This window comes from Curtobacterium sp. 9128 (assembly GCF_900086645.1).
Taxonomy (GTDB): Bacteria; Actinomycetota; Actinomycetes; order Actinomycetales; family Microbacteriaceae; genus Curtobacterium.
Map to the genome: position 1 here is coordinate 850,933 of NZ_LT576451.1, position 19,410 is coordinate 870,342.

The window sequence follows — 19,410 nt, forward strand, 5'->3', positions numbered from 1 at the left end:
CAGGCTACCGAGAGCCGGATGGGGAGAACCTGAACGACCGGACAGGATGACCCGCCGAGGATCAGACTACGAGCACCACTCTGCTCGTCCCGGCGTCGACCTGTCCGGCCCATGCGTCCGCGACGGCGTGCATCGGCAGCGCGGTCGCGTCGACCGCGATGGTGCCGTCCGCGATGGCGCCGACGATGCCCGGGAGCTCGGCGACGAACCCGGACGTCCCCACCGATCCCTGCCCGCTGCCGACGATGGTGAGGCCGGACGCGCGGAGCGCTGCGGACGGGATCGGAGCCTCCTGGCCGGCCGTCGACCCGATCGCGATCCAGTCGAGGCGCGCGCCGCGGGCCTCGCGGGCGGTGACGAGCGTCCGCATGACCGCGGCGGCGGGCGCACCCCAGACGTAGTCGATGACGACGTCCACGTCGGATGCCGCGCGGCCGATCGCCTCGACGTCGTCGAGCGGGACGACGACGTCCGCGCCGAGCGCCGGGAGTTCGGCGAGTCGCTCCGGGTTGCGCCCGCTCGCGACGACGTGGGACGCCCCGAGGTGCTTCGCGACCTGCACGGCGGCACGGCCGGATGCCCCGGTGGCGCCGAGCACGAGCACCCGCGCGCCGTCCGGGAACGCGATGCGCCGACGGAGCGCCACCCACGACGACATCACCGGGTTGACGCCGGCCGCGATCCGGGCGGGGTCGGCGCCGTCCGGCAGCACGACGCTCGCGCGGGGGTCCACCGCGGTGCGTTCGGCCATCGATCCCCGGGTGTCCGACTGCACGGCGAAGTAGCGGAGCGTGCCGTCCGGGAACCGTCCGACGCCGTCGACGCCCGGGACCAGGGGGAGCGCGCCGTCGCTCGTGTAGTGCGACCCGTCCGCCTGTGACCGGACGCGGGGGTGCAGGCCGGCGGCGACGACGTCGACCACGACCTCCTCGCCGCGGGGTTCGGGCTCCGGGAACTCGGTCCACGTGGGTGCCGAGTCGAAGTGTGTGACGACCGATGCGTGCATGACTGCCTCCAATTGGTTCGTGTTACGAATCAAAGTAGTTCGCACCACGAAGTTCGTCAAGTAGGCTCGGACCATGGACACCATCGAGCAGGACCGCCTCGTCGACGCCCTCGGCCACGCTGCGTTCACGACCATGGGCTCGCTGACCGGGCTGGCGGCCGACGCCGGGTTGTCCCTGACGCAGCTCCGGGTGCTCGCGATCCTGCGTGACCGCCGCCTGCGGATCGGCGACCTGGCCGAGTACCTCGGGCTCGAGAAGTCGACGATGACCGGGCTCGTCGCCCGTGCCGAGAAGAAGGAACTGCTCGCGCGCGTCCCGAACGCGGACGACGCGCGCGCGGTCGACGTGGTGCTCACCGACCGCGGGCACGAGGTGGCCGCCGCGCTCGAGGCAGCCATGCGTGACGCGCTCCTGCCGCTCACCGAGCGGCTGCCGTCGGCGGACCGCCGTCGGCTCCGCGAGCTGCTGGAGCGCATGCTGCGCTGACGTGCGCGGGTCCGGCAGGTGCTCTGGTCGCGCCCACCGCCGGACGGGAGGCTCGTGCCGGGGCCGCCACGAGCCTCCCGTCCGGTGGCCGGCCGCGTCGATCGCCGTGGGACGCGCGCACGTGTCGTTGCGTCTGCAAGGAGCGACAGGGTCGCTGTCGTACGACAGCGACCCTGTCGCTCCCACGCGCCTGCAACTGTTGCGGACGCGTGGGGACGACAAGACCGATGTCGTACGACACCGACGCTGTCGTTCCGAGTCGGGTCGAGGGAACGCGGGTGCGGGGGCGGGGACGGGTGCGGGGGTGCGGGAGGGGGGACGCGAGCACGCGGGCTCGCAACCGCGGCGCGTACCGTGCGCGCCATGCGCACCCGGACCGCAGCACCGATCGCGTCGTTCGCCCTGCTCGTCCTGGCGCTCGCCGGGTGCACCGCCGGGTCGGACGCCGACGAGTCGACCACACGCCGCAGCGCCACCGCGGGGCCGGCGCCGACCGACCTGGCCACCGGCGAGGTCGCACCCACCGGAGCCGTCTCGGACGTCGCGACGGACCTCGACGCCCCGTGGTCGGTGGTGCTCACCGACGACGACGTCCCGCTCGTCAGCCTGCGCGACTCCGGGGACGTGCTCGAAGTCGGGGACGACGGCGACACCCGCACGGTCGGCACGATCGAGGGTGTCCGGCACGGCGGCGAGGGTGGGCTGCTCGGCCTCGCGCTGCACGACGACGACCTGTACGTCTACTCGACGGGCGACGACGGCAACCGCGTCGAGCGCTACGCCCTCACCGGCAGCGCGGGGTCGTACGCCCTCGGCGACGCGGCGACGGTCATCGACGACCTGCCCGCGAACAGCTTCCACAACGGCGGGCGCATCGCGTTCGGCCCCGACGACATGCTCTACGTGACGGTCGGCGACGCCGGCAACCGGTCGGAGGCGCAGGACCGGGACTCACTCGCCGGCAAGATCCTGCGGCTCACGCCGACAGGGGAGGTCCCTGCCGACAACCCGTTCGACGGCTCCCCGGTGTGGTCGCTCGGGCACCGGAACGTGCAGGGGCTCGGGTGGGCATCCGACGGCACGATGTTCGCGTCCGAGTTCGGCGAGAACACCTGGGACGAGCTCAACGTCATCGAACCCGGTGCCGACTACGGCTGGCCCGAGGTCGAGGGCACCGGGGGTGTCGATCAGGGTTTCGTCGATCCGGTGCAGCAGTGGCGGACCTCCGACGCCAGCCCGTCCGGCCTCGCGGTGGTCGATGACACCGTGTTCATCGCGAACCTCCGCGGCGAGGTGCTGCGGTCGGTGCCCGTGTCCGACCCGTCGACGTCGCGGGAGTGGTTCGCCGGGACGTACGGGCGGCTGCGCACGGTGCTCGCCGGCCCCGGCGACACGCTCTGGTTCGTGACGAACAACACCGACGGCCGCGGCAGCACCGGGACCGGCGACGACCGGATCCTGTCGGTCGCACTGACCGACTGACAGGCTGACCGACTGATCGGGTGGCGGACCGACGCACGGCGCGCGCGTACCGTCTGGGCCATGCCTGCTCTCACCGACACGTTCGTCATGTCCAACGGCCTCCACATCCCGAAGATCGGGTTCGGCACCTGGCAGATCCCACCGGGCTCCGAGGCCTACGACGCCACCCGCGTCGCGCTCGACGCCGGCTACCGCCACATCGACACCGCGGCCGCGTACGGCAACGAGGCCAGCGTCGGCGAGGCCGTCCGCGACAGCGGCGTCCCGCGTGACGAGGTCTTCATCACCACGAAGCTCCCGGCCGAGATCAAGACCGCGGCAGGCGCCCGTGAGGCCTTCGCGGCCTCGACGGCGGCGCTCGACCTCGGCGTCGTCGACCTGTACCTGATCCACGCGCCGTGGCCGTGGAGTGACATGGGCAGCGACCACCGCGCGGGCAACGTCGAGGTGTGGAAGGTCTTCGAGGAGCTCTACGACGCCGGCAAGACGAAGTCGATCGGTGTCTCGAACTTCGTCGTCGCGGACCTCGAGCACCTCCTCGCGAACACCGACGTCACCCCGCACGCCGACCAGATCCGCTGGTTCATCGGCAACACCCAGGACGACACGACGGCCTTCAGCGCCGAGCACGACATCCTCGTCGAGGGGTACTCGCCGCTCGCCACCGGCGGCCTGCTGTCGAACGCCGCGATCGAGGAGATCGCCCGGAAGTACGACAAGACCGTCGCACAGGTCGCCATCCGCTACCTGCTCGAGAAGGACGTCCTGCCGCTGCCGAAGTCCACGACCCCGTCCCGCATCGCGGAGAACGCCGACGTCGACTTCGTCCTGGCGCCGGAGGACGTCGCGACCCTCGACGCGCTGGAGGACACCACGGCGTGACCGCGAGTGGCGCCGGGCCGGGGCCGTAGGCTCGTGGTGTTCGAAGGAGAACCCATGACGTCGATCACCGACCTCGTCCCGGACCCCGCCGCGCTCGAGCGCATCGCGACCGGCAGCACCTGGGCAGAGGGGCCGTGCTGGATCCCCGCCACCCGGACGCTGCGATGGTCGGACATCCCGGGCGACCGGATCCTGCAGTGGCACGCGGACACCGGTGCGACCGACGAGTACGCCACCGCCGTCGAGTTCACGAACGGCCGGACACTCGACCGCGACGGCAGCGTCGTGCAGTGCTCGCACGGGAACCGCCGCGTCGAGCGCGATCGGGACGGCGTCGTCGATGTCATCGCCGATGGGTGGAACGGCGTCCGGCTGAACTCCCCGAACGACGTCGTCGTCTCGCGGGACGGTGCCGTCTGGTTCACCGACCCGGCGTACGGCATCACCCAGCCGCGCGAGGGGCACCCGGGCGAGCGCGAGTACGGCGACCACTGGGTGTTCCGCTGCGGCCCCGACGGCGCTGACCTGCGTCCGGTGGTGCTCGACGCCGACGAGCCGAACGGGCTGGCGTTCGACCCGTCCGAGCGTGTGCTCTACCTCGCGAGCTCGTCCGGCGAGCGTCCGGTCATCCGCGCGTACGACGTCGACGGACACCGCGTGAAGAACGGCCGGGTCTTCGCCACACTCGGGCCAGGTGAAGGCGCACCGGACGGCATCCGCGTGGACACCGACGGCAACGTGTGGTCGTCGTCGCACGCGGGCATCGTCGTGTACGCCCCCGACGGAACCCGCATCGGCGAGGTCCCCGTCCCCGAGGTCGTCGCGAACCTCTGCTTCGGCGGCGACGACGGGACGACACTCTTCATCGCGGCGACCACCTCGATCTACCGCATCGCCACACGGGCGAGGGACGCCGCTGCCGTATCCTGACCGGGCCATGCAGTGCGACTACTTCGACCGCGGGGTGTGCCGCTCGTGCACGCTCATGGGGCAGCCGTACGCCGAGCAGGTCCTCGACAAGGAGCTCCGGACGCGCGAGCTCCTGCACGACGCGGTCGAGGCCGCCGGGGGTCCCGGCAGCGTCGAGTGGCTCCCCGCGGTCACCAGTCCGGAATCCGGGTACCGGAACAAGGCGAAGATGGTCGTCGGCGGGTCGACCGAGCACCCCACGATCGGGATCCTCGACCACCGGCAGCGCGGGGTCGACATCCGGCACTGCGGGATCTGCACGTCTGGCATCCGGCAGGCGCTCCCCGTCCTCGCGGAGTTCGTCACGTCCGCCGGACTGATCCCGTACGACGTCGCCGCACGGCGGGGTGAGCTCAAGTACGTCCTCGTCACCGAGTCGCCGGACGGCGAGCTCATGGTCCGGTTCGTCCTGCGCTCCGAGGGGCAGCTCGCACGACTCCGCTCGCGGCTCGGCGACCTGCTGCTGGCACTGCCGAACGCGGTGGTCGTCACCGCCAACCTGCTGCCGGAGCACAAGGCCGTCACCGAGGGGGACCGCGAGATCGTCCTCACCGAGCAGGAGACGCTCCCCATGCGCTTCGGCGACGTGACGATGCACCTGCGCCCGCAGAGCTTCTTCCAGACCAACGCGCACGTCGCGTCCGCGCTGTACATGCAGGCGTCGGCATGGATCGACGAGGTCGCACCGGCGTCGATGTGGGACCTCTACTGCGGTGTCGGTGGCTTCGCCCTGCACGCCGCCCGCCCTGGTCGTGCCGTGACCGGCATCGAGACCAGCGTCGAGGCCGTCCGGTCCGCGAAGCAGTCGGCACGAGAAGCCGGGCTGGTGGACCTCCGGTTCGCAGCGGACGACGCGACCGAGCACGCGCTCCGGTCCCGACCCGACCTGATGCCTGAGCTGGTCGTGGTCAACCCGCCACGACGGGGCATCGGTCAGGCGCTGTCGGAGTGGATCGAGACGTCCGACGTCGAGCACGTCGTGTACTCCAGCTGCAACCCGGTGACCCTCGCGAAGGACCTCGCGCGGATGCCGTCACTGCGGCTGCGCCGCGCGCGAGTCCTCGACATGTTCCCGCAGACCGGCCACCTCGAGGCGGTCACCCTCCTCTCCCGCGTCTGACCGGATCCGGTCCGGACCACGGCCGGACGGGAGGCACGGGTCGGTGTCGCCACGAGCCTCCAGTCCGGCCTTGCCAGGGGATTCGGATGTTCGTGTACCCGGGGACAGCGGATCGCCGCGTCCGCGGCGATCGGCGCGTACAGGTTCGGCGGAGGGGGACGACCGCCGATGGGTAGAACCATTTGTCTCAGTTTGATAACGACGCGGAGTTTCCTATGGTGGCCGACCGTGACGCCGGCGCGAACCGCTGCCCCCGGCGACACCTCAACAGACCGCGATCGGTCGGGGTGGGCAGCGAGGACGCCGGAAACGGCGGGCGGCCCCGGTGGAGCAACAACATGAAGAAGACCACTCGTACCCGCGCCGTCCTCGGCGGACTCGCCTTCGCTGGCATCGCCGCGGCAGGCGTCGGGCTCTCGGCCCCGGCCAACGCGGCCGACGGATCCACGTGGGACGCCCTCGCGCAGTGCGAGTCCGGCGGCAACTGGGCCATCAACACCGGCAACGGCTACTACGGTGGCCTGCAGTTCACGCAGGGCACCTGGGCCGCGAACGGCGGCACCGGCAGCCCGGCGAACGCCAGCCGCGAGACACAGATCGCCGTCGCCGAGCACGTCCTCGCCTCGCAGGGTTGGGGCGCATGGCCCGCCTGCTCCGCGAAGCTCGGGCTGAGCGGCACGACCGGAGCCGCCCCCGGCGCGATCCCCCAGCAGCAGGCGGCACCGGCACCGGCTGCGCCCGCTCCTGCGGCCCCGGCGCAGAAGGCCGCACCGTCGACCACGAGCACTGCTCCGAAGGTCACGGCCCCGGCCGCGCCGTCGAAGCCGGCCGCCGTGCCCACCAGCGGCAAGACCTACCAGGTCGTCTCCGGTGACACGCTCGACTCGATCGCCACGAAGCTGGGCATCGACGGCGGCTACAACAAGCTGTGGGCCGCGAACACGACCACGATCGACAACGCGAACCTGATCTACGCGGGTCAGACGCTGCAGCTCCCGGCCTGATCCCGGTCGACCGATCACCACGCGAACGCCCCCGTGACACTTGTCGCGGGGGCGTTCGGTGCTCCGGTCAGTGCGGGTTGTCCTGCAGCCAGCGGCCGAGGTCGTCGGAGCGGAGCGCCGACGAGAGTGACTGCACCGCGCCGGCGTTGACCGCGACGTACGACTGGCCGTCAGCGGACGTCCCACCGCCGGCGGTGGGCAACGTGAACGTCTGCAGGTCGCTCGGACGGACGTCCCGGAGTGACCAGCCGAGCCCCACGAGGGTCTGGAAGTCCAGGCCGGCATCCACCGACAGGTACTTGCTCGTCGCCGTGACGAAGTCCTGGACGCGTCCGGGGTTCGTGATCGTGCCCTTCGAGAGCACCCCGTCGATGATGCCGCGCATGAACGCCTGCTGGTTCTCCACGCGGGTGTGGTCGGCATCGGCAAATGCGTGCCGTTCGCGGACGAACGTCAGCGCCTGGGCTCCGTCGAGCCGGTTGGTTCCGGCGACGAAGTGCTGCCCGCGGACGGTGAAGTCCTTCGGTGACTGCACCGTGACGCCGCCGAGCGCGTCGGTCATCCCCTCGAAGCCGGCGAAGTCGATCTCGGCGACGTGGTCGATGCGGACGTCGAGGAGCTGCTCCACCGTCTGCACCGTCAGCGGGACGCCACCCCACGAGGAGGCGGCGTTGATCTTCGCGGTGCCGTGGCCGGGGACGTCGACCCACGAGTCCCGCATGATCGACATCAGGTACACGGCCTTCCGGTCGGCCGGGACGTGGGCGAGCATCAGGGTGTCCGACCGGCCGCCGCTCGCGGTGCCTGCGCCGCTCCTGGAGTCGGACCCGATCAGGAGGATGTTCTCCGCGCCGGTGCTGGGTGCTGGACGGTCGGCCGTCGGGAACGGGTCGGCGATGGTCTCCGAGTTGCGGTCGTAGCTGCGCGCGAGGACGCCGATGAACACGCTCGCGACCACGGCGATGACCGCCGCGATGCCGACGAGTGCGCCGACGGTCGCGATGAGGGCGACGAGGAAGGGGCGGCGACGACGGGCAGTGCGGCGACGAGGCATGCCACCGATGCTACGGCATGTGGTATGTCACGTGTGATGTGGTCAGGATCTGTGGAGGATCCGCCCCAGCGCTGCGCGCAGATCGGGATCGTCCGGCAGGACCTCACGCTCGATGTGCCGTGCGGTGTCCCACATCGTGCGCCCGTGCTCCGTGACGGTGACGACCCGGCGACGACGGTCGGCTGGGTGTGGGCCGCGCTCGATCATGCCGTCGCGCTCGAGGCGCTCGAGCGTCCGCGACATCGTCTGCGGTTGGACCCTGGCCGTGCGGGCGAGGGTGTCCGCCCCCGTCGGCCCTGTGCGGATGACGATGTCGAGTGCGATCAGCGCGGCGTGCGGCAGTCCGATCGCCCGGAGTCGCTCGTCCCAGTCGCGTTCGACCGAGCGGGCCGCGGCGGCGAGCAACCGGCCCAGGGGCCACTCGGCGGGGGCGTCGTCCATGGTCGGAGTCTACGGTTCGTGCTGATGTGGTTCTTCTAGTAATCAGCATGCTGACTATTGGAGTACGCTCATCGACGTGCCCCGCTTCCTCCGCATCACCATCCCCGCGGTCGTCATCGTCGCCTGGCTCGTCATCGCGTCGATCGGCGGTCCCTTCTTCGGGAAGATCTCTGAGGTCTCGACCAACGACCAGACCTCGTTCCTGCCGGCGTCCGCCGACGCGACCAAGGTGCAGGAGCGCACTGCGGACTTCCGGGACCCGTCCGGAGCGCCTGCCGTGATCGTGCTCGAGCGCTCGAGCGGGTTCTCGGCAACCGACACCGCTGTGGCCGCTGACCTCGTCGGACGGCTCGGCGACCGCTCCGAGGTCCAGTCGGTCAGCCCCGCGATCCCGAGCCACGACGGCGACGCCGTGGAGATCGTCGCCACGCTGATGACCGCGGCGGACACCGGGGACGCGGTCGAGGCGATCCGCGCGGACGTCGACGACGCGGTGCCCACGGGGATGCGCGGGTACGTCACGGGGCCTGCCGGGTTCACGGCTGACCTCACGGAGGCCTTCGCCGGGATCGACGGCATCCTGCTCGGCGTCGCGCTCGCAGCCGTCCTCGTCATCCTCATCGTCGTCTACCGCTCGCCGCTGCTGCCGTTCCTGGTGCTCGGGACCGCGACGTTCGCGCTGACCGCGTCGATCCTCGTCGTGTGGGCCCTGGCGAAGGCCGGTGTCGTCACCGTCAACGGGCAGGTGCAGGGCATCCTGTCGATCCTCGTCATCGGTGCGGCCACCGACTACGCGCTGCTGTACGTGTCCCGGTACCGCGAGGCCCTGCGCGACCACCGCACCGGCTGGGAAGCGACGAAGGCCGCGCTTCGTGGGAGTCTCGAGCCGATCCTGGCCTCCGGCGGCACCGTCATCGTGGGCGTGCTCTGCCTGCTGCTGTCCGACCTCAACTCGAACAAGGCGCTGGGTCCCGTCGCGGCCATCGGCATCGCGTTCAGCCTCCTCGCCGCGCTCACGCTGCTGCCCGCGCTGCTCCTCGCCTTCCGGCGCGCGGCGTTCTGGCCGCTCCGCCCCGTCCACGGCAGCGCGCACCCCGTCGTCACCGGGCCGGACGCCAGGGGGCTCTGGGCGCGCGTCGGCCGGCTCGTCGCGCGGCGCTCACGGGTCGTCTGGATCGTCTGCACCGTCGGGCTGCTCGCCATGGGGACCGGGCTCATCGGACTCAAGGCGGACGGGGTCCCGCAGAGCGACCTCGTGATCGGGCAGTCGCAGGCCAGGGACGGTCAGGATGTGCTCGCCGATCACTTCCCGGCGGGGTCGGGAAGCCCGGCGCAGGTGATCGGTTCGGCGGACCGGATCGATCGGCTGGCATCGGCGATCCGCGGTGTGGACGGTGTCGGCGAGGTCGTCGCGGTGTCGAAGGACTCCCCGTCCGGCACCGTGTCGATCGGGTCGTCGGACTCGCCGACGGTGTCGGACGGTGACGTCCTGCTGCAGGCCACGCTCACCTCCGCGGCCGACTCGGACGCCGCGGAGCAGACGATCAGGGACATGCGGACCGCGGTGGAACGCGTCGACCCGTCCGCGATCGTCGGCGGCGTGACCGCGACCGCCGTCGACACGAACGACACCGGCATCCGGGACCGGTCGGTGATCATCCCGGTCGTGCTCGTCGTCATCCTGCTGATCCTGATGCTGCTGCTCAGGAGCATCGTCGCGCCGCTCGTCCTGATCGGCAGCGTGATCGTGTCGTTCGCGGCGGCGCTCGGCGTCGGGGCGCTCGTGTTCGACCACGTGTTCCACTTCCCCGGCGCCGACCCGTCCGTGCCGCTGTACTCGTTCGTGTTCCTCGTGGCGCTCGGGGTCGACTACAACATCTTCCTCATGACCCGGGTGCGCGAGGAGACGATCCGGTTCGGTCCGCACGAGGGCGTCCTCCGCGGGCTCGGCGTCACCGGCGGCGTGATCACGTCCGCCGGCGTGGTCCTCGCGGCGACGTTCGCGGCCCTCGGGGTGATCCCCATCCTGTTCCTCGTGCAGATCGCGTTCGTGGTCGCGTTCGGCGTGCTGCTCGACACGATCGTGGTCCGTTCGCTGCTCGTCCCGGCGCTGGCGTACGACCTCGGGCGGCACGCGTGGTGGCCGTCGCGGCTGTCGCGTCGAACTGCCGACGATCCTGTCGCGGCGACGAGCCGACATGTGACACGCTGAGCGCATGCCAGTTCCCTCGACGCAGCCCGCAGCAGAGCGCAAGCTCCTCCGTGACACGGTGCAGGACAAGATCCGCGACGCGATCATGGACGGCACGCTCGAGCCGGGGGAGCGCCTGAACGACGACGACCTCATCGCGTGGCTCGGCGTCTCGCGCACCCCGATCCGCGAGGCCCTCGCGGAGCTCGCCCGCTCCGGCCTGATCGAGATGGCGCCGAACCGGTACACCCGGGTCGCCGCTCCGGCCAAGGACGAGCTCCTCGACGCCTACCGGACGCTCGGCGTCATCTACGGCGGTGTCGTCCGGCTCGCGGTCCCGCGGTTCACCGACGCCGAGCGCAAGAAGATCGTGAAGATGCTCGACGACGTCGCCTCGCGCGTCCGCAAGGAAGAGCAGTCCGAGGTCGCGCACGACGGAGCCGACCTCTACGCGATGTGGGCGGATGCCTGCGGGAACCCCTCGCTCGAGCAGCTCTGCAAGTCGACGACCGACGGGCTCGCGTTCAAGCTCCGCGTTCCCGAGTTCGCCGAACTCGTGCCGGCTGACGTCATCCTGCCGGAGCTCAGGAAGCTGCAGGACGCGGTCGTGGCAAAGGACCCGATCGCCGCCGAGCTCGCGATGGAGGCCGTGCACCTGCTGCCGTCGCGCGGCTGACGAAGCCGTCGAGCCCCCGCGCCGAGCGACGCTGAGGGGTCGCGTGCGGCGGTCAGTGCGCGACGGCGCTGATCATCCCCAGCCCGACGCTGATGCGGTCGGCCACCTCGATGAGGTCCTCGGCGAGGGAGTCCATGTCGCGGTCGCGGAGCTGCGTGACCCGGCCGGAGATCGACAGTGCTGCAGCGATCCGACCGGAGGCGTTCCGGATCGGCGCCGCGATGCAGAACCGACCGAGCGCGAGCTCCTGGTTCTCGACGCACCACCCGCGCGACGCCGACGCTGCGAGGTCCGCGGACAGGGCGTCGTGCGTCGTGATGGTGTGGTCGGTGTAGCGGGGGAGCTCCGGGAGCAGCGCCTGCCGCTGCGCCTCGGTCAGGTCGAGCATCAGTGCCTTGCCGAGCGCCGACGCGTGCAACGGCTGCCGCATGCCGATCATCGTGTGCGACTTGGGCGCGAGCGACCCCTCGAAGTGACACAGGTAGATCGCCCACGCGTCGTCGAGGACACCGACGTTGGCGGTCAGGCCGATGCGGTGCGCGAGCTCCTGTGCCGCTGCACGGGACTCGCGGTGGACCGGGTTGTGGTTCAGGCCCTGGCTGGCGAGTTCGAGCACGGCGCGACCGACGGAGTACCCCTGTGTCTCCGGGTCGCGGCGCACGTACTCGAGCGACTCCAGCGTCGCGAGGAGCCGGCCGGTCGTCGAGGTACCGAGCCCGATGGCCCTGGCGATGTCCGACGCGCGGACGCTCCCGTTCTCGGAGGCGCCGAGCGCACCGAGGACCGCGGCGGCGCGTTCGATGCTCTGATTCGGAGGGGTGGTGGCCATGTGCCCATTCTGCTGGTCGGACGGGCACCCCGCGCCGATCCCGACGCGGGGTGCCCTGGGTTCTCAGCCCTTGCGCCACAGGTCGACGAGGAGCCTGCCGAGGTTCACGAGCAAGCCCGCGACCCCCAACCAGAACACCTGACGCCCGGGCTTGGAGTCGTTGTCCTGGGACATCGATCCACCTTCCGGTGTCTGCGCCGGCGGACACGAGAAGCGCAGGCCAAGGGGCTTGCAGCTCGCCGGGTGGGGCGGCTACAATGGTGCGAGTTTGTGAGCTCGGGACGCTGGTTGTCCCTTGGCCATCCACTCGGAGGGCCGACCGAAGCCGACCATCGTTGTCGCGGTGGTGGGCTTCAACTCTGCCCGGGCCGCGCGCTCCGGCGGTGACGCGGACCCGGCGCCAGCCTAGGTCCTCCGTACCGTCGGATCCGCGTATTCCACATGCCTCAGGCGACGGTGACACCAGACACGAAGGCATTCGCGTGCACTTGCGACAAGGTCAGCGGCACCCCGCTGAGGACCACACCCTCGAATGACACGTCGGACACCGAGTGTGCGGCATCCCAGCCGGACAGCGTCACCGGGTCGGCGGTCACGCTCGTGAAGTCCCGGATCGTGATGCCCGTGATGTGACCGCGCTCGTCGCGGTACCCCGTGTCGTTCGAGTACGGCCCCTTGAGGACCTGCATCACGATCGACTGCTTGCTGACCGGCTGCGACTCCACGTGGTATCCGTCGATCGTCACGTCGGAGAGCGTCACCCAGTCCTGCACGTCGAGCTTCAGCGCCACCTCCTTCGCGCGGAGCACGTACGAGCGGGTGATCGACACGTCCGTGAACAGCGACGTCTCCATCGACGACCCGAAACGCACCGGGTTGCCGCCGGTCACGTTCCAGAACGTGGTGTCGTCCGCGCGCAGCCCGCGGGTCTCCGGCTCGCCGTTGGTCGCGGCGTCGAGGGCGTGCCAGCCGAAGCCGTCGTCGCCGCTCATCACGAAGTTGTGGGAGACAGTCATGTCCTGCACGCCGTCGGTGTCGATGCCGTCGTTGTTGATGAGCGTGCCCATCAGGTTCATCCACGAGACGTCGATGCCCGACGAGCGGATGTAGAGCGTCTGCCACCACTGGGCGTTGCGGACGCCGATGCCCTGCACGGTGATGTCCGAGCTGTCGTGGAAGCGGATGGCCATCGTCTTGCCCGTCCGCGACGTGTCGTCGCCGGCGTCGAGGATCCCGCGGCCGAGCACCCGCACCCCGGTCACACCGTCACCGTCGATACGGCCGTGGACGAGTGCGCCAGGTGCGAGGTAGACGGTCTGCCCGGACGACGGGCGGATGACACCGGCGTCGTGCACCCCCGGCCCGAAGTAGCGCACGTTCGGGTCGGACGCCGAGGGGACGTCCGTCTCGGCGGGCGTCACGTACAGGAACAGCGCTCGGACGCCGGGGGTCTCGATGACGAGCGGATGCGCGTCACGGATCGTGAACGTGACGGTGTCGCCGGACCGCTCGGTCTGGATGCCGAAGGTCCTGGGCGTGACGACGGGCGTCGCGGACGTGGCGAGCCCCGGCATCGTGACGCTGACCGCCGCCGTGCCCGACCCCTTCGCGAACATGGCGACGTCGTGGGACGTGCCGCTAACGGACTCGGCCTTTACCGGTACGGCGGTGCCGTTGACCGAGACACTGTGCGCGGTCGCCACCGGCGAGGTCGGGTTGCCGGGGTTCACCTGAACGGTGGCGGTGCCGGCGGCGGTCCCCACGGCCGTGGCGGCGACCGCCCGTGGGGCGGGAGGCGCGCTGGCGGCGTGCGCCGTGCCTCCCGTCAGGACCGCGCCGACCGTGACGGCGGCGACCGTGGATGCAGTGAGCAGTGCGCGCAGGCGCATGGCGATCTCCCTTGATCGTCGGATGGGTGGAGCATGGGGTCAGGACACCTTCACGGCGCTCGCTGTGACGAACGGCGATCCGTTGGTCGCGGTCACGACGACGCGCAGCGACGACGTCCGCACCGGCTCGACGTCGTGGACGCGGTGCCGGTGGCGGTTGCCCTCCACCGCCGCCACCGTGCGCCAGTCGCCGTCGACGCACGCCTCGACCCGGTAGTCGCGAGCGAGATCGGGGACGGCGTCCCAGTGCGTGCGGTGGTGGTGCAGGTTGATGAGGTCCGCGTCGACGTCGTCGTTCCAGACGATGCGGACCTGGTGGACGTCGACGGGCTCCGCCCAGTCGAGCGTCAGCGCTGCCGTCCCGACCGCGTCGGACGACCACATGTGCGGGCCGCCGAAGGGGCGCTGGTAGCCGTCCACCACCCTGGAGGCTCGCCACGCGTCCGTCTCGCCGCTCACACTGAACGCGAAGCCGGTTCCACGCAGGGCGCGGGCCTCCCAGTCGGTGACCGGTTGGTCGGCCTCCTCGGGGATGTGGTCGTCGAACGCCTCGTCCTCGGCGGATCGGGCACGGAGTGCCATCACGCCGTACGGGTGGGCGGTCGTCCGGAAGAGGCGGACGCCGGGGGCTGCCCGGACGACGACGACCGCGTTGCACGGCTCGTCCGGCGTGAACGCGAGGTCGACCACCGCGTCGCCGACACCGGCGGCCACGTGCGCCGCGTGCGTGGCGACGTGGACGATCGGGGCGTAGTTCTGCGGCTTGCCGGTGGTCCAGAGCTCGACGGTCAGGTCGGTGGCGTGGTCGGCTGCGGTGCGGATGGCGATCGTGCCGAGCGTCGGGTCCACCGGGAGGACGATCGCGGCGTCCCGGTCGAGGGCGAAGGTCTCCTCGCTGAGCCAGGGCGTGGTGTCGATCGTGGTCAGCTCCGAGCTCGCCGAGAGACGGGCGCTGCGTGCCAGGTCGGCGCCGTCGATCGCCCGGACGCCGATGAGCGGGGCGTCCTCGCGGAGGAGCGTCTGCTGGAGCATCGCGACGTGGTCGGTGCCGAGCTCCCGCGGCGTCGTCCCGTGCCGCGCGACGAGGTGTGCGGCGGTCCCGGCGGCCTGTCCCTGGCCGGAGCACGTGGCCATCACCCGCGTCGACCCGAAGGCGATGTGCGACGCGGAGATGTTCCGGCCGGCGAAGAGCAGGTTCGCGACGTTCGCCGAGTAGAGGGAGCGGAACGGGATGTCGTACGTGCCGTCGGTGTAGCGCTGCTGGGCGCCGGCCGTCTCCGCGTAGACACCCTCGACGGGGTGCAGGTCGATCGACCAGCCGCCGAACGCCACGGTGTCGGGGAAGGTCCGCTGCGACAGCAGGTCGTGCTGCGTGAGGGTGTGGTCGCCCACGAACCGCCGGTACTCGCGCTTGCCGGGGATCGCGCCGACCCAGTCGAGCGTCAGGGTGTCGGCGTCGAACTGCCCGGAGTTCTTGATGTGGTCCCAGATGCCGTAGACGACGCCCCAGAGTTCGTCGCGGATGTGTTCGTTGTCGGTCACGGTGTCGAGCTCGCCGCCCCACTCGATCCACCAGTAGTTGCAGCCGCTGTCGCCCGTCTTGATGGCGCGGTTCACGAGGATCGGGGTCGTCGACAGGTCGACGGCGATGGACGGTGCGACGAACTTCTCGGGCTTCCCGGTGTCGTGCGTGGAGAAGAAGATCGAGCTGCCGAGGAGCTCGTCGTCGGCCTGCTCCGGTGCCCAGTCCTCGCCGTACTCGTCGCGCCCTTCGCGGCCGATGCGGTACTCGGCGCCGGCGAGGGCACCGACGAGTCCGTCGCCCGTGCAGTCGAGGAACACCGGCGCGGTGAAGGTCGTCTCGATCTCGCTGCCCATCGTCCACCCGGTGACGCTCGTGATCCGGTGCGCCCCGTCGTCGTCGGACGTCGTGACCGTGCGGACGTCGGTGTTGAGGTGCAGGTGCACGTTCGGCTCGGCGCGGACGAGGTCGAGCACGACCTGGTCCCAGTAGATCGCGTTGCCCTGCGGGTTCCGGTACTGGTTCTCGAGGAACAGTTCACCCATGATCCCGGTCTCGCGGGCGAACCGCTGCGTGCCGTGCGCGGTGGCGCCGACGACCCACACACGGATCTCGCTCGACGAGTTCCCGCCGAGGACGGGACGGTTGGTGACGAGGGCGACGCTGGAGCCGAGGCGGGCGGCGGCGACGGCGGCGCTCACACCGGCGAGACCGCCGCCGACGACCACGACGTCGTGGTGCTGTTTCCGGAACTGCATGGCAGCGAACGTATCACTCATTGGCGTTTCTTTCCCACTGTGTGGCAAAGTGTGCCCGGCCGATGCTATGGTCAAGCAACTCTCGACAACGAAGTGTGAGGTTCCCACATGAGCGACGTAACCCGAGCGCCTGCAGCGCCGGACGCTGCCACCACCCCAGATCTGAACGCCGCGCTGGGTGACGACGCTCGTCGCACCGGCATGCGGAAGGTCATCGTCGCCGCCGGTGTCGGCCACTTCGTCGAGTGGTTCGACTTCGGCCTCTACGGCACGCTCGCGACGGTCATCTCCGTGCACTTCTTCAAGCAGGGTGACCCGCAAGTCGCGCTGCTGTCGGCGTTCGCCGTGTTCGGCGCCGGGTTCGTGATGCGTCCGCTCGGCGGGCTCTTCTGGGGATCGCTCGGCGACCGGGTCGGCCGCAAGACGACGCTCGCCACGGTCATCCTCATCACGAGCGGTGCGACCGCGCTGATGGGCATCCTGCCGACGTACGAGAACGTCGGACTGTGGGCACCGCTGCTGCTCGTCGTCGTGCGACTCGTGCAGGGCTTCGCGGCCGGTGGCGAGGGAGCGGGGGCGACGACGCTGCTGGCGGAGTACGCCCCGTCGAACCGGCGCGGGTTCGTCACGAGCTTCATCGACGTCTTCGGGTTCGTCGCCTTCATCGTCGGCGGCGGCCTGGTGTTCCTGTTCACCGCGATCGCCGGCGGGGACGCACTCGGGTCGTGGGGTTGGCGCGTCCTGTTCCTGATCGCGGTGCCGCTCGGTCTCGTCGGGCTCTACCTCCGCACGAAGCTCGAGGACACCCCGGAGTTCCGGGCGCTCAAGGCGAAGGGCGAGGTCGCGGCGAACCCGCTGCGCCGCTCGATCCGCAGCTCGTGGAAGGCGCTGCTGTTCTGCGTCGGGTTCGTCGTGATCAAGGCCGTCGGTCACTGGATCCTGCAGACGTTCATGCCGTCCTACCTGCAGACCGACCTCGGGTACTCCCCGCTGGTGTCCTACGGCGCCGTCGTCCTCGGGTTCATCGTGATCGCCGCCCTGGTGCCGTTCTTCGGGCTGCTGTCGGACAAGATCGGCCGGAAGCCCGTCATGCTGGCCGGTTGCGCGGGGTTCGTCGTGTTGACCTACCCGACGCTCATGCTCATGAACGCCGGCAACTTCTGGGCGGCGGCCGGGGCGATGATGCTCCTCGGGTTGTTCATGGCCGCGTTCGACGGTGCCGTGAGTGCCGCGATGGCCGAGCTCTTCCCGACGAACATCCGCTACGGCTCGATGGGCATCGCCTACAACATCAGCGTGGCCGTCTTCGGTGGGATCACCCCGTACTTCGCCACCTGGCTGATCGCCTCCACGGGCAACACGTTCGCACCGGCCTTCTACGTGATGGCCGCCGCGCTGATCAGCGGCATCGCGGTCCTGCGGGCCCGCGAGACCAACAAGGCCTCGTTGCGTCCGGAGTGACGCGGCGACCCGGAGCCGGTCTGGAGGTCCGTGGCGGGGGTGCCACGGGCCTCCAGGCCGTTTTGCAGGGCGGTTTCATGCTCGACTCACGGTCCGCCGCTATCGTGCTCACGTGAGTTCGCAACCCGATGAGACGACTGTGCGCCGCGGACGCGGCGCCGTGCCGCCCCGGCACGGCCGCCAGAAGCGCGGTTTCGGCGTGGTGCTGCCCGCCGTCGCCGGTGTGCTCACGATGGCCCTGCTGCTCGGCGGCGGCTACGCGGCGTACGCGTACAACCGCCTGGCGTCCAGCGTCACCAAGGTCGACGCGATCACCGGTTCGACGGACAAGAAGGACGACGTCGACGGCAAGGCGATGAACATCCTGCTGGTCGGGGACGACCACCGGCCGGACAACGCCACACCCGAGCAGATGGCGGAACTCAGCACCGAGTCGGACGGCGGTGCGACGAACACCGACACGATGATCGTGTTGCACATCTCCGCGGACGGCAAGGACGCGACGATGATCTCGTTCCCGCGCGACTCCTACGTCGCGATCCCCGGCGTCGGCAAGGGCAAGCTCAACAGTGCCTTCTACTACGGCACCCTCAACGGCGGTGGTGCCGCCGGCGGTGCACAGCTGCTCATCAAGACGATCGAGGGGCTCAGCGGGCTGTCGATCGACCACTACGTGCGCGTCTCCCTGCTCGGGTTCTACGAGATCGTCAAGCAACTGGGACCGGTCTCGGTCTGCCTCAAGGAGCCGGCCAAGGACAGCTACTCGGGCGTCGACCTGCCGGCCGGCACGTCCGAGCTCGACGCCAAGCAGGCGCTGTCGTTCGTGCGGCAGCGGCACGGACTGCCGAACGGCGACCTCGACCGCCAGGTCCGTCAGCAGTACTTCCTGTCGCAGGAAGCGCGGAAGATCCTGTCGGCGGGCACCCTGCTCAACCCCGTGAAGACGACGAACATCATCGATGCCATCGGCGGGTCCATCGAGACCGACCAGGGGCTCGACATGCTCTCGCTCGCCACCCAGCTGCGGAACCTGCGGCCGGCGAACATCAAGTCGGCGACGATCCCGATCCTCGGCACCCCCACGATCTACGTCGGCGGCTCCGCCCTGTCGATCGTGGAGGTCGACACCGCCGGCATGCCCGCCTTCGTCCAGAGCCTCGTCGGACAGCCGGAGGCGTACACGAAGGCCACGGCGGCCGACCCGGCGAGCGTCGCGGTGACCGTGCTCAACGGCAGCGGCGTGACGGGCGCGGCAGGTGCCGCCGCCACGGTGCTCGCCGGACGGTCGTTCCAGGTCGGCGCACCGGGATCGTCGGACACCACCGCGACGACGATGGTGCAGTACCCCGCGGGCATGGAAGCGCAGGCCAAGGCCGTCGCCGCCGCGGTCCCCGGCGCGGTCGCCGTGCAGACCTCCTCGGTGCAGGGCGTGACGCTCGTCCTCGGCACGGACGGCAAGACGGCGGTCGCGGCCGAGCAGCCGGCCGACCCGGCGGCACCGTCGGACGCGGCGTCCCCGTCGGACCAGGCGTCGTCGGACTCTGGCTCGTCGGACTCGGGATCGTCGTCCGAGCCGAGCCCGACGTCCACCGCCGTGCACAACTACGGCTCGGCGGACGCCTGCATCTACTAGGTTCGA

16 protein-coding genes are annotated in these 19,410 nt (G+C 70.6%); 10 read left to right on the top strand and 6 right to left on the bottom strand.

The annotated features are described in order from the left end of the window. Window positions 1-61 precede the first annotated feature (61 nt). On the bottom strand, window positions 62-1,006 hold the full coding sequence (locus tag QK288_RS04315) for a zinc-binding alcohol dehydrogenase family protein (protein ID WP_281266577.1): 945 nt from the start codon (window positions 1,004-1,006) through the stop codon (window positions 62-64). A gap of 73 nt (window positions 1,007-1,079) precedes the next feature. Between QK288_RS04315 and QK288_RS04320 the strand changes: the two genes are divergently transcribed. From QK288_RS04320 to QK288_RS04345, 6 genes are all read left to right on the top strand, one after another. Beyond that, complete coding sequence (locus QK288_RS04320) at window positions 1,080-1,493, top strand: MarR family transcriptional regulator (protein WP_281266578.1); 414 nt, start codon at window positions 1,080-1,082, stop codon at window positions 1,491-1,493. A 363-nt stretch (window positions 1,494-1,856) separates the two neighbouring features. Next, window positions 1,857-2,975, top strand: coding sequence for a PQQ-dependent sugar dehydrogenase (locus QK288_RS04325; RefSeq protein WP_281266579.1), 1,119 nt, complete (start codon window positions 1,857-1,859; stop codon window positions 2,973-2,975). A gap of 60 nt (window positions 2,976-3,035) precedes the next feature. Beyond that, the gene (locus tag QK288_RS04330) at window positions 3,036-3,857 is read left to right on the top strand and encodes an aldo/keto reductase (RefSeq protein WP_281266580.1); all 822 of its coding nucleotides are present in this window, start codon (window positions 3,036-3,038) and stop codon (window positions 3,855-3,857) included. A 54-nt stretch (window positions 3,858-3,911) separates the two neighbouring features. Then, window positions 3,912-4,787, top strand: a complete 876-nt coding sequence (locus QK288_RS04335; protein ID WP_281266581.1) for an SMP-30/gluconolactonase/LRE family protein — start codon at window positions 3,912-3,914, stop codon at window positions 4,785-4,787. A 7-nt stretch (window positions 4,788-4,794) separates the two neighbouring features. Next, window positions 4,795-5,946, top strand: a complete 1,152-nt coding sequence (gene rlmC, locus QK288_RS04340; RefSeq protein WP_281266582.1) for a 23S rRNA (uracil(747)-C(5))-methyltransferase RlmC — start codon at window positions 4,795-4,797, stop codon at window positions 5,944-5,946. 338 nt (window positions 5,947-6,284) lie between these two features. After that, entirely contained in the window at window positions 6,285-6,950 is a 666-nt protein-coding gene (locus QK288_RS04345) for a transglycosylase family protein (protein ID WP_281266583.1), read from the top strand. 67 nt (window positions 6,951-7,017) lie between these two features. Here the strand turns inward: QK288_RS04345 and QK288_RS04350 are convergent, their stop codons facing one another. After that, on the bottom strand, window positions 7,018-8,004 hold the full coding sequence (locus tag QK288_RS04350; protein ID WP_281266584.1) for an LCP family protein: 987 nt from the start codon (window positions 8,002-8,004) through the stop codon (window positions 7,018-7,020). Window positions 8,005-8,046: 42 nt separating this feature from the next. Beyond that, on the bottom strand, window positions 8,047-8,445 hold the full coding sequence (locus tag QK288_RS04355) for a MarR family transcriptional regulator (RefSeq protein ID WP_281266585.1): 399 nt from the start codon (window positions 8,443-8,445) through the stop codon (window positions 8,047-8,049). 76 nt (window positions 8,446-8,521) lie between these two features. On the opposite strand from QK288_RS04355, the gene QK288_RS04360 reads away from it, so the two are divergent. Together QK288_RS04360 and QK288_RS04365 are read left to right on the top strand one after the other, a co-directional pair. After that, window positions 8,522-10,657, top strand: a complete 2,136-nt coding sequence (locus tag QK288_RS04360; RefSeq protein WP_281266586.1) for an efflux RND transporter permease subunit — start codon at window positions 8,522-8,524, stop codon at window positions 10,655-10,657. Window positions 10,658-10,661: 4 nt separating this feature from the next. After that, entirely contained in the window at window positions 10,662-11,312 is a 651-nt protein-coding gene (locus QK288_RS04365; RefSeq protein WP_281266587.1) for a GntR family transcriptional regulator, read from the top strand. A 52-nt stretch (window positions 11,313-11,364) separates the two neighbouring features. Here the strand turns inward: QK288_RS04365 and QK288_RS04370 are convergent, their stop codons facing one another. The 3 genes from QK288_RS04370 to QK288_RS04380 form a co-directional block, all read right to left on the bottom strand. Beyond that, entirely contained in the window at window positions 11,365-12,141 is a 777-nt protein-coding gene (locus tag QK288_RS04370) for an IclR family transcriptional regulator (protein ID WP_281266588.1), read from the bottom strand. 446 nt (window positions 12,142-12,587) lie between these two features. Beyond that, a complete protein-coding gene (locus QK288_RS04375; protein WP_281266589.1) occupies window positions 12,588-14,030 on the bottom strand; it encodes a hypothetical protein in 1,443 nt (480 codons plus the stop codon). A 39-nt stretch (window positions 14,031-14,069) separates the two neighbouring features. Further along, a complete protein-coding gene (locus QK288_RS04380) occupies window positions 14,070-16,331 on the bottom strand; it encodes an FAD-dependent oxidoreductase (protein WP_281266590.1) in 2,262 nt (753 codons plus the stop codon). A gap of 87 nt (window positions 16,332-16,418) precedes the next feature. On the opposite strand from QK288_RS04380, the gene QK288_RS04385 reads away from it, so the two are divergent. Both QK288_RS04385 and QK288_RS04390 read left to right on the top strand, forming a co-directional pair. Continuing rightward, window positions 16,419-17,771, top strand: a complete 1,353-nt coding sequence (locus tag QK288_RS04385) for an MFS transporter (RefSeq protein ID WP_281266591.1) — start codon at window positions 16,419-16,421, stop codon at window positions 17,769-17,771. Between the two features lie 112 nt (window positions 17,772-17,883). Continuing rightward, a complete protein-coding gene (locus tag QK288_RS04390) occupies window positions 17,884-19,404 on the top strand; it encodes an LCP family protein (protein ID WP_281266592.1) in 1,521 nt (506 codons plus the stop codon). The last annotated feature ends 6 nt before the right edge of the window (window positions 19,405-19,410 follow it).

What these genes read in the sequence shown, in the direction of transcription:
- rlmC (WP_281266582.1), top strand. Translation starts at nt 4,795, where the DNA reads ATGCAGTGCGACTACTTCGACCGCGGGGTGTGCCGCTCGTGCACGCTC.
- QK288_RS04385 (WP_281266591.1), top strand. Translation starts at nt 16,419, where the DNA reads ATGAGCGACGTAACCCGAGCGCCTGCAGCGCCGGACGCTGCCACCACC.
- QK288_RS04315 (WP_281266577.1), bottom strand. Translation starts at nt 1,006, where the DNA reads ATGCACGCATCGGTCGTCACACACTTCGACTCGGCACCCACGTGGACC.
- QK288_RS04350 (WP_281266584.1), bottom strand. Translation starts at nt 8,004, where the DNA reads ATGCCTCGTCGCCGCACTGCCCGTCGTCGCCGCCCCTTCCTCGTCGCC.
- QK288_RS04320 (WP_281266578.1), top strand. Translation starts at nt 1,080, where the DNA reads ATGGACACCATCGAGCAGGACCGCCTCGTCGACGCCCTCGGCCACGCT.
- QK288_RS04345 (WP_281266583.1), top strand. Translation starts at nt 6,285, where the DNA reads ATGAAGAAGACCACTCGTACCCGCGCCGTCCTCGGCGGACTCGCCTTC.
- QK288_RS04335 (WP_281266581.1), top strand. Translation starts at nt 3,912, where the DNA reads ATGACGTCGATCACCGACCTCGTCCCGGACCCCGCCGCGCTCGAGCGC.
- QK288_RS04375 (WP_281266589.1), bottom strand. Translation starts at nt 14,030, where the DNA reads ATGCGCCTGCGCGCACTGCTCACTGCATCCACGGTCGCCGCCGTCACG.
- QK288_RS04365 (WP_281266587.1), top strand. Translation starts at nt 10,662, where the DNA reads ATGCCAGTTCCCTCGACGCAGCCCGCAGCAGAGCGCAAGCTCCTCCGT.
- QK288_RS04325 (WP_281266579.1), top strand. Translation starts at nt 1,857, where the DNA reads ATGCGCACCCGGACCGCAGCACCGATCGCGTCGTTCGCCCTGCTCGTC.
- QK288_RS04370 (WP_281266588.1), bottom strand. Translation starts at nt 12,141, where the DNA reads ATGGCCACCACCCCTCCGAATCAGAGCATCGAACGCGCCGCCGCGGTC.
- QK288_RS04380 (WP_281266590.1), bottom strand. Translation starts at nt 16,331, where the DNA reads ATGAGTGATACGTTCGCTGCCATGCAGTTCCGGAAACAGCACCACGAC.
- QK288_RS04355 (WP_281266585.1), bottom strand. Translation starts at nt 8,445, where the DNA reads ATGGACGACGCCCCCGCCGAGTGGCCCCTGGGCCGGTTGCTCGCCGCC.
- QK288_RS04330 (WP_281266580.1), top strand. Translation starts at nt 3,036, where the DNA reads ATGCCTGCTCTCACCGACACGTTCGTCATGTCCAACGGCCTCCACATC.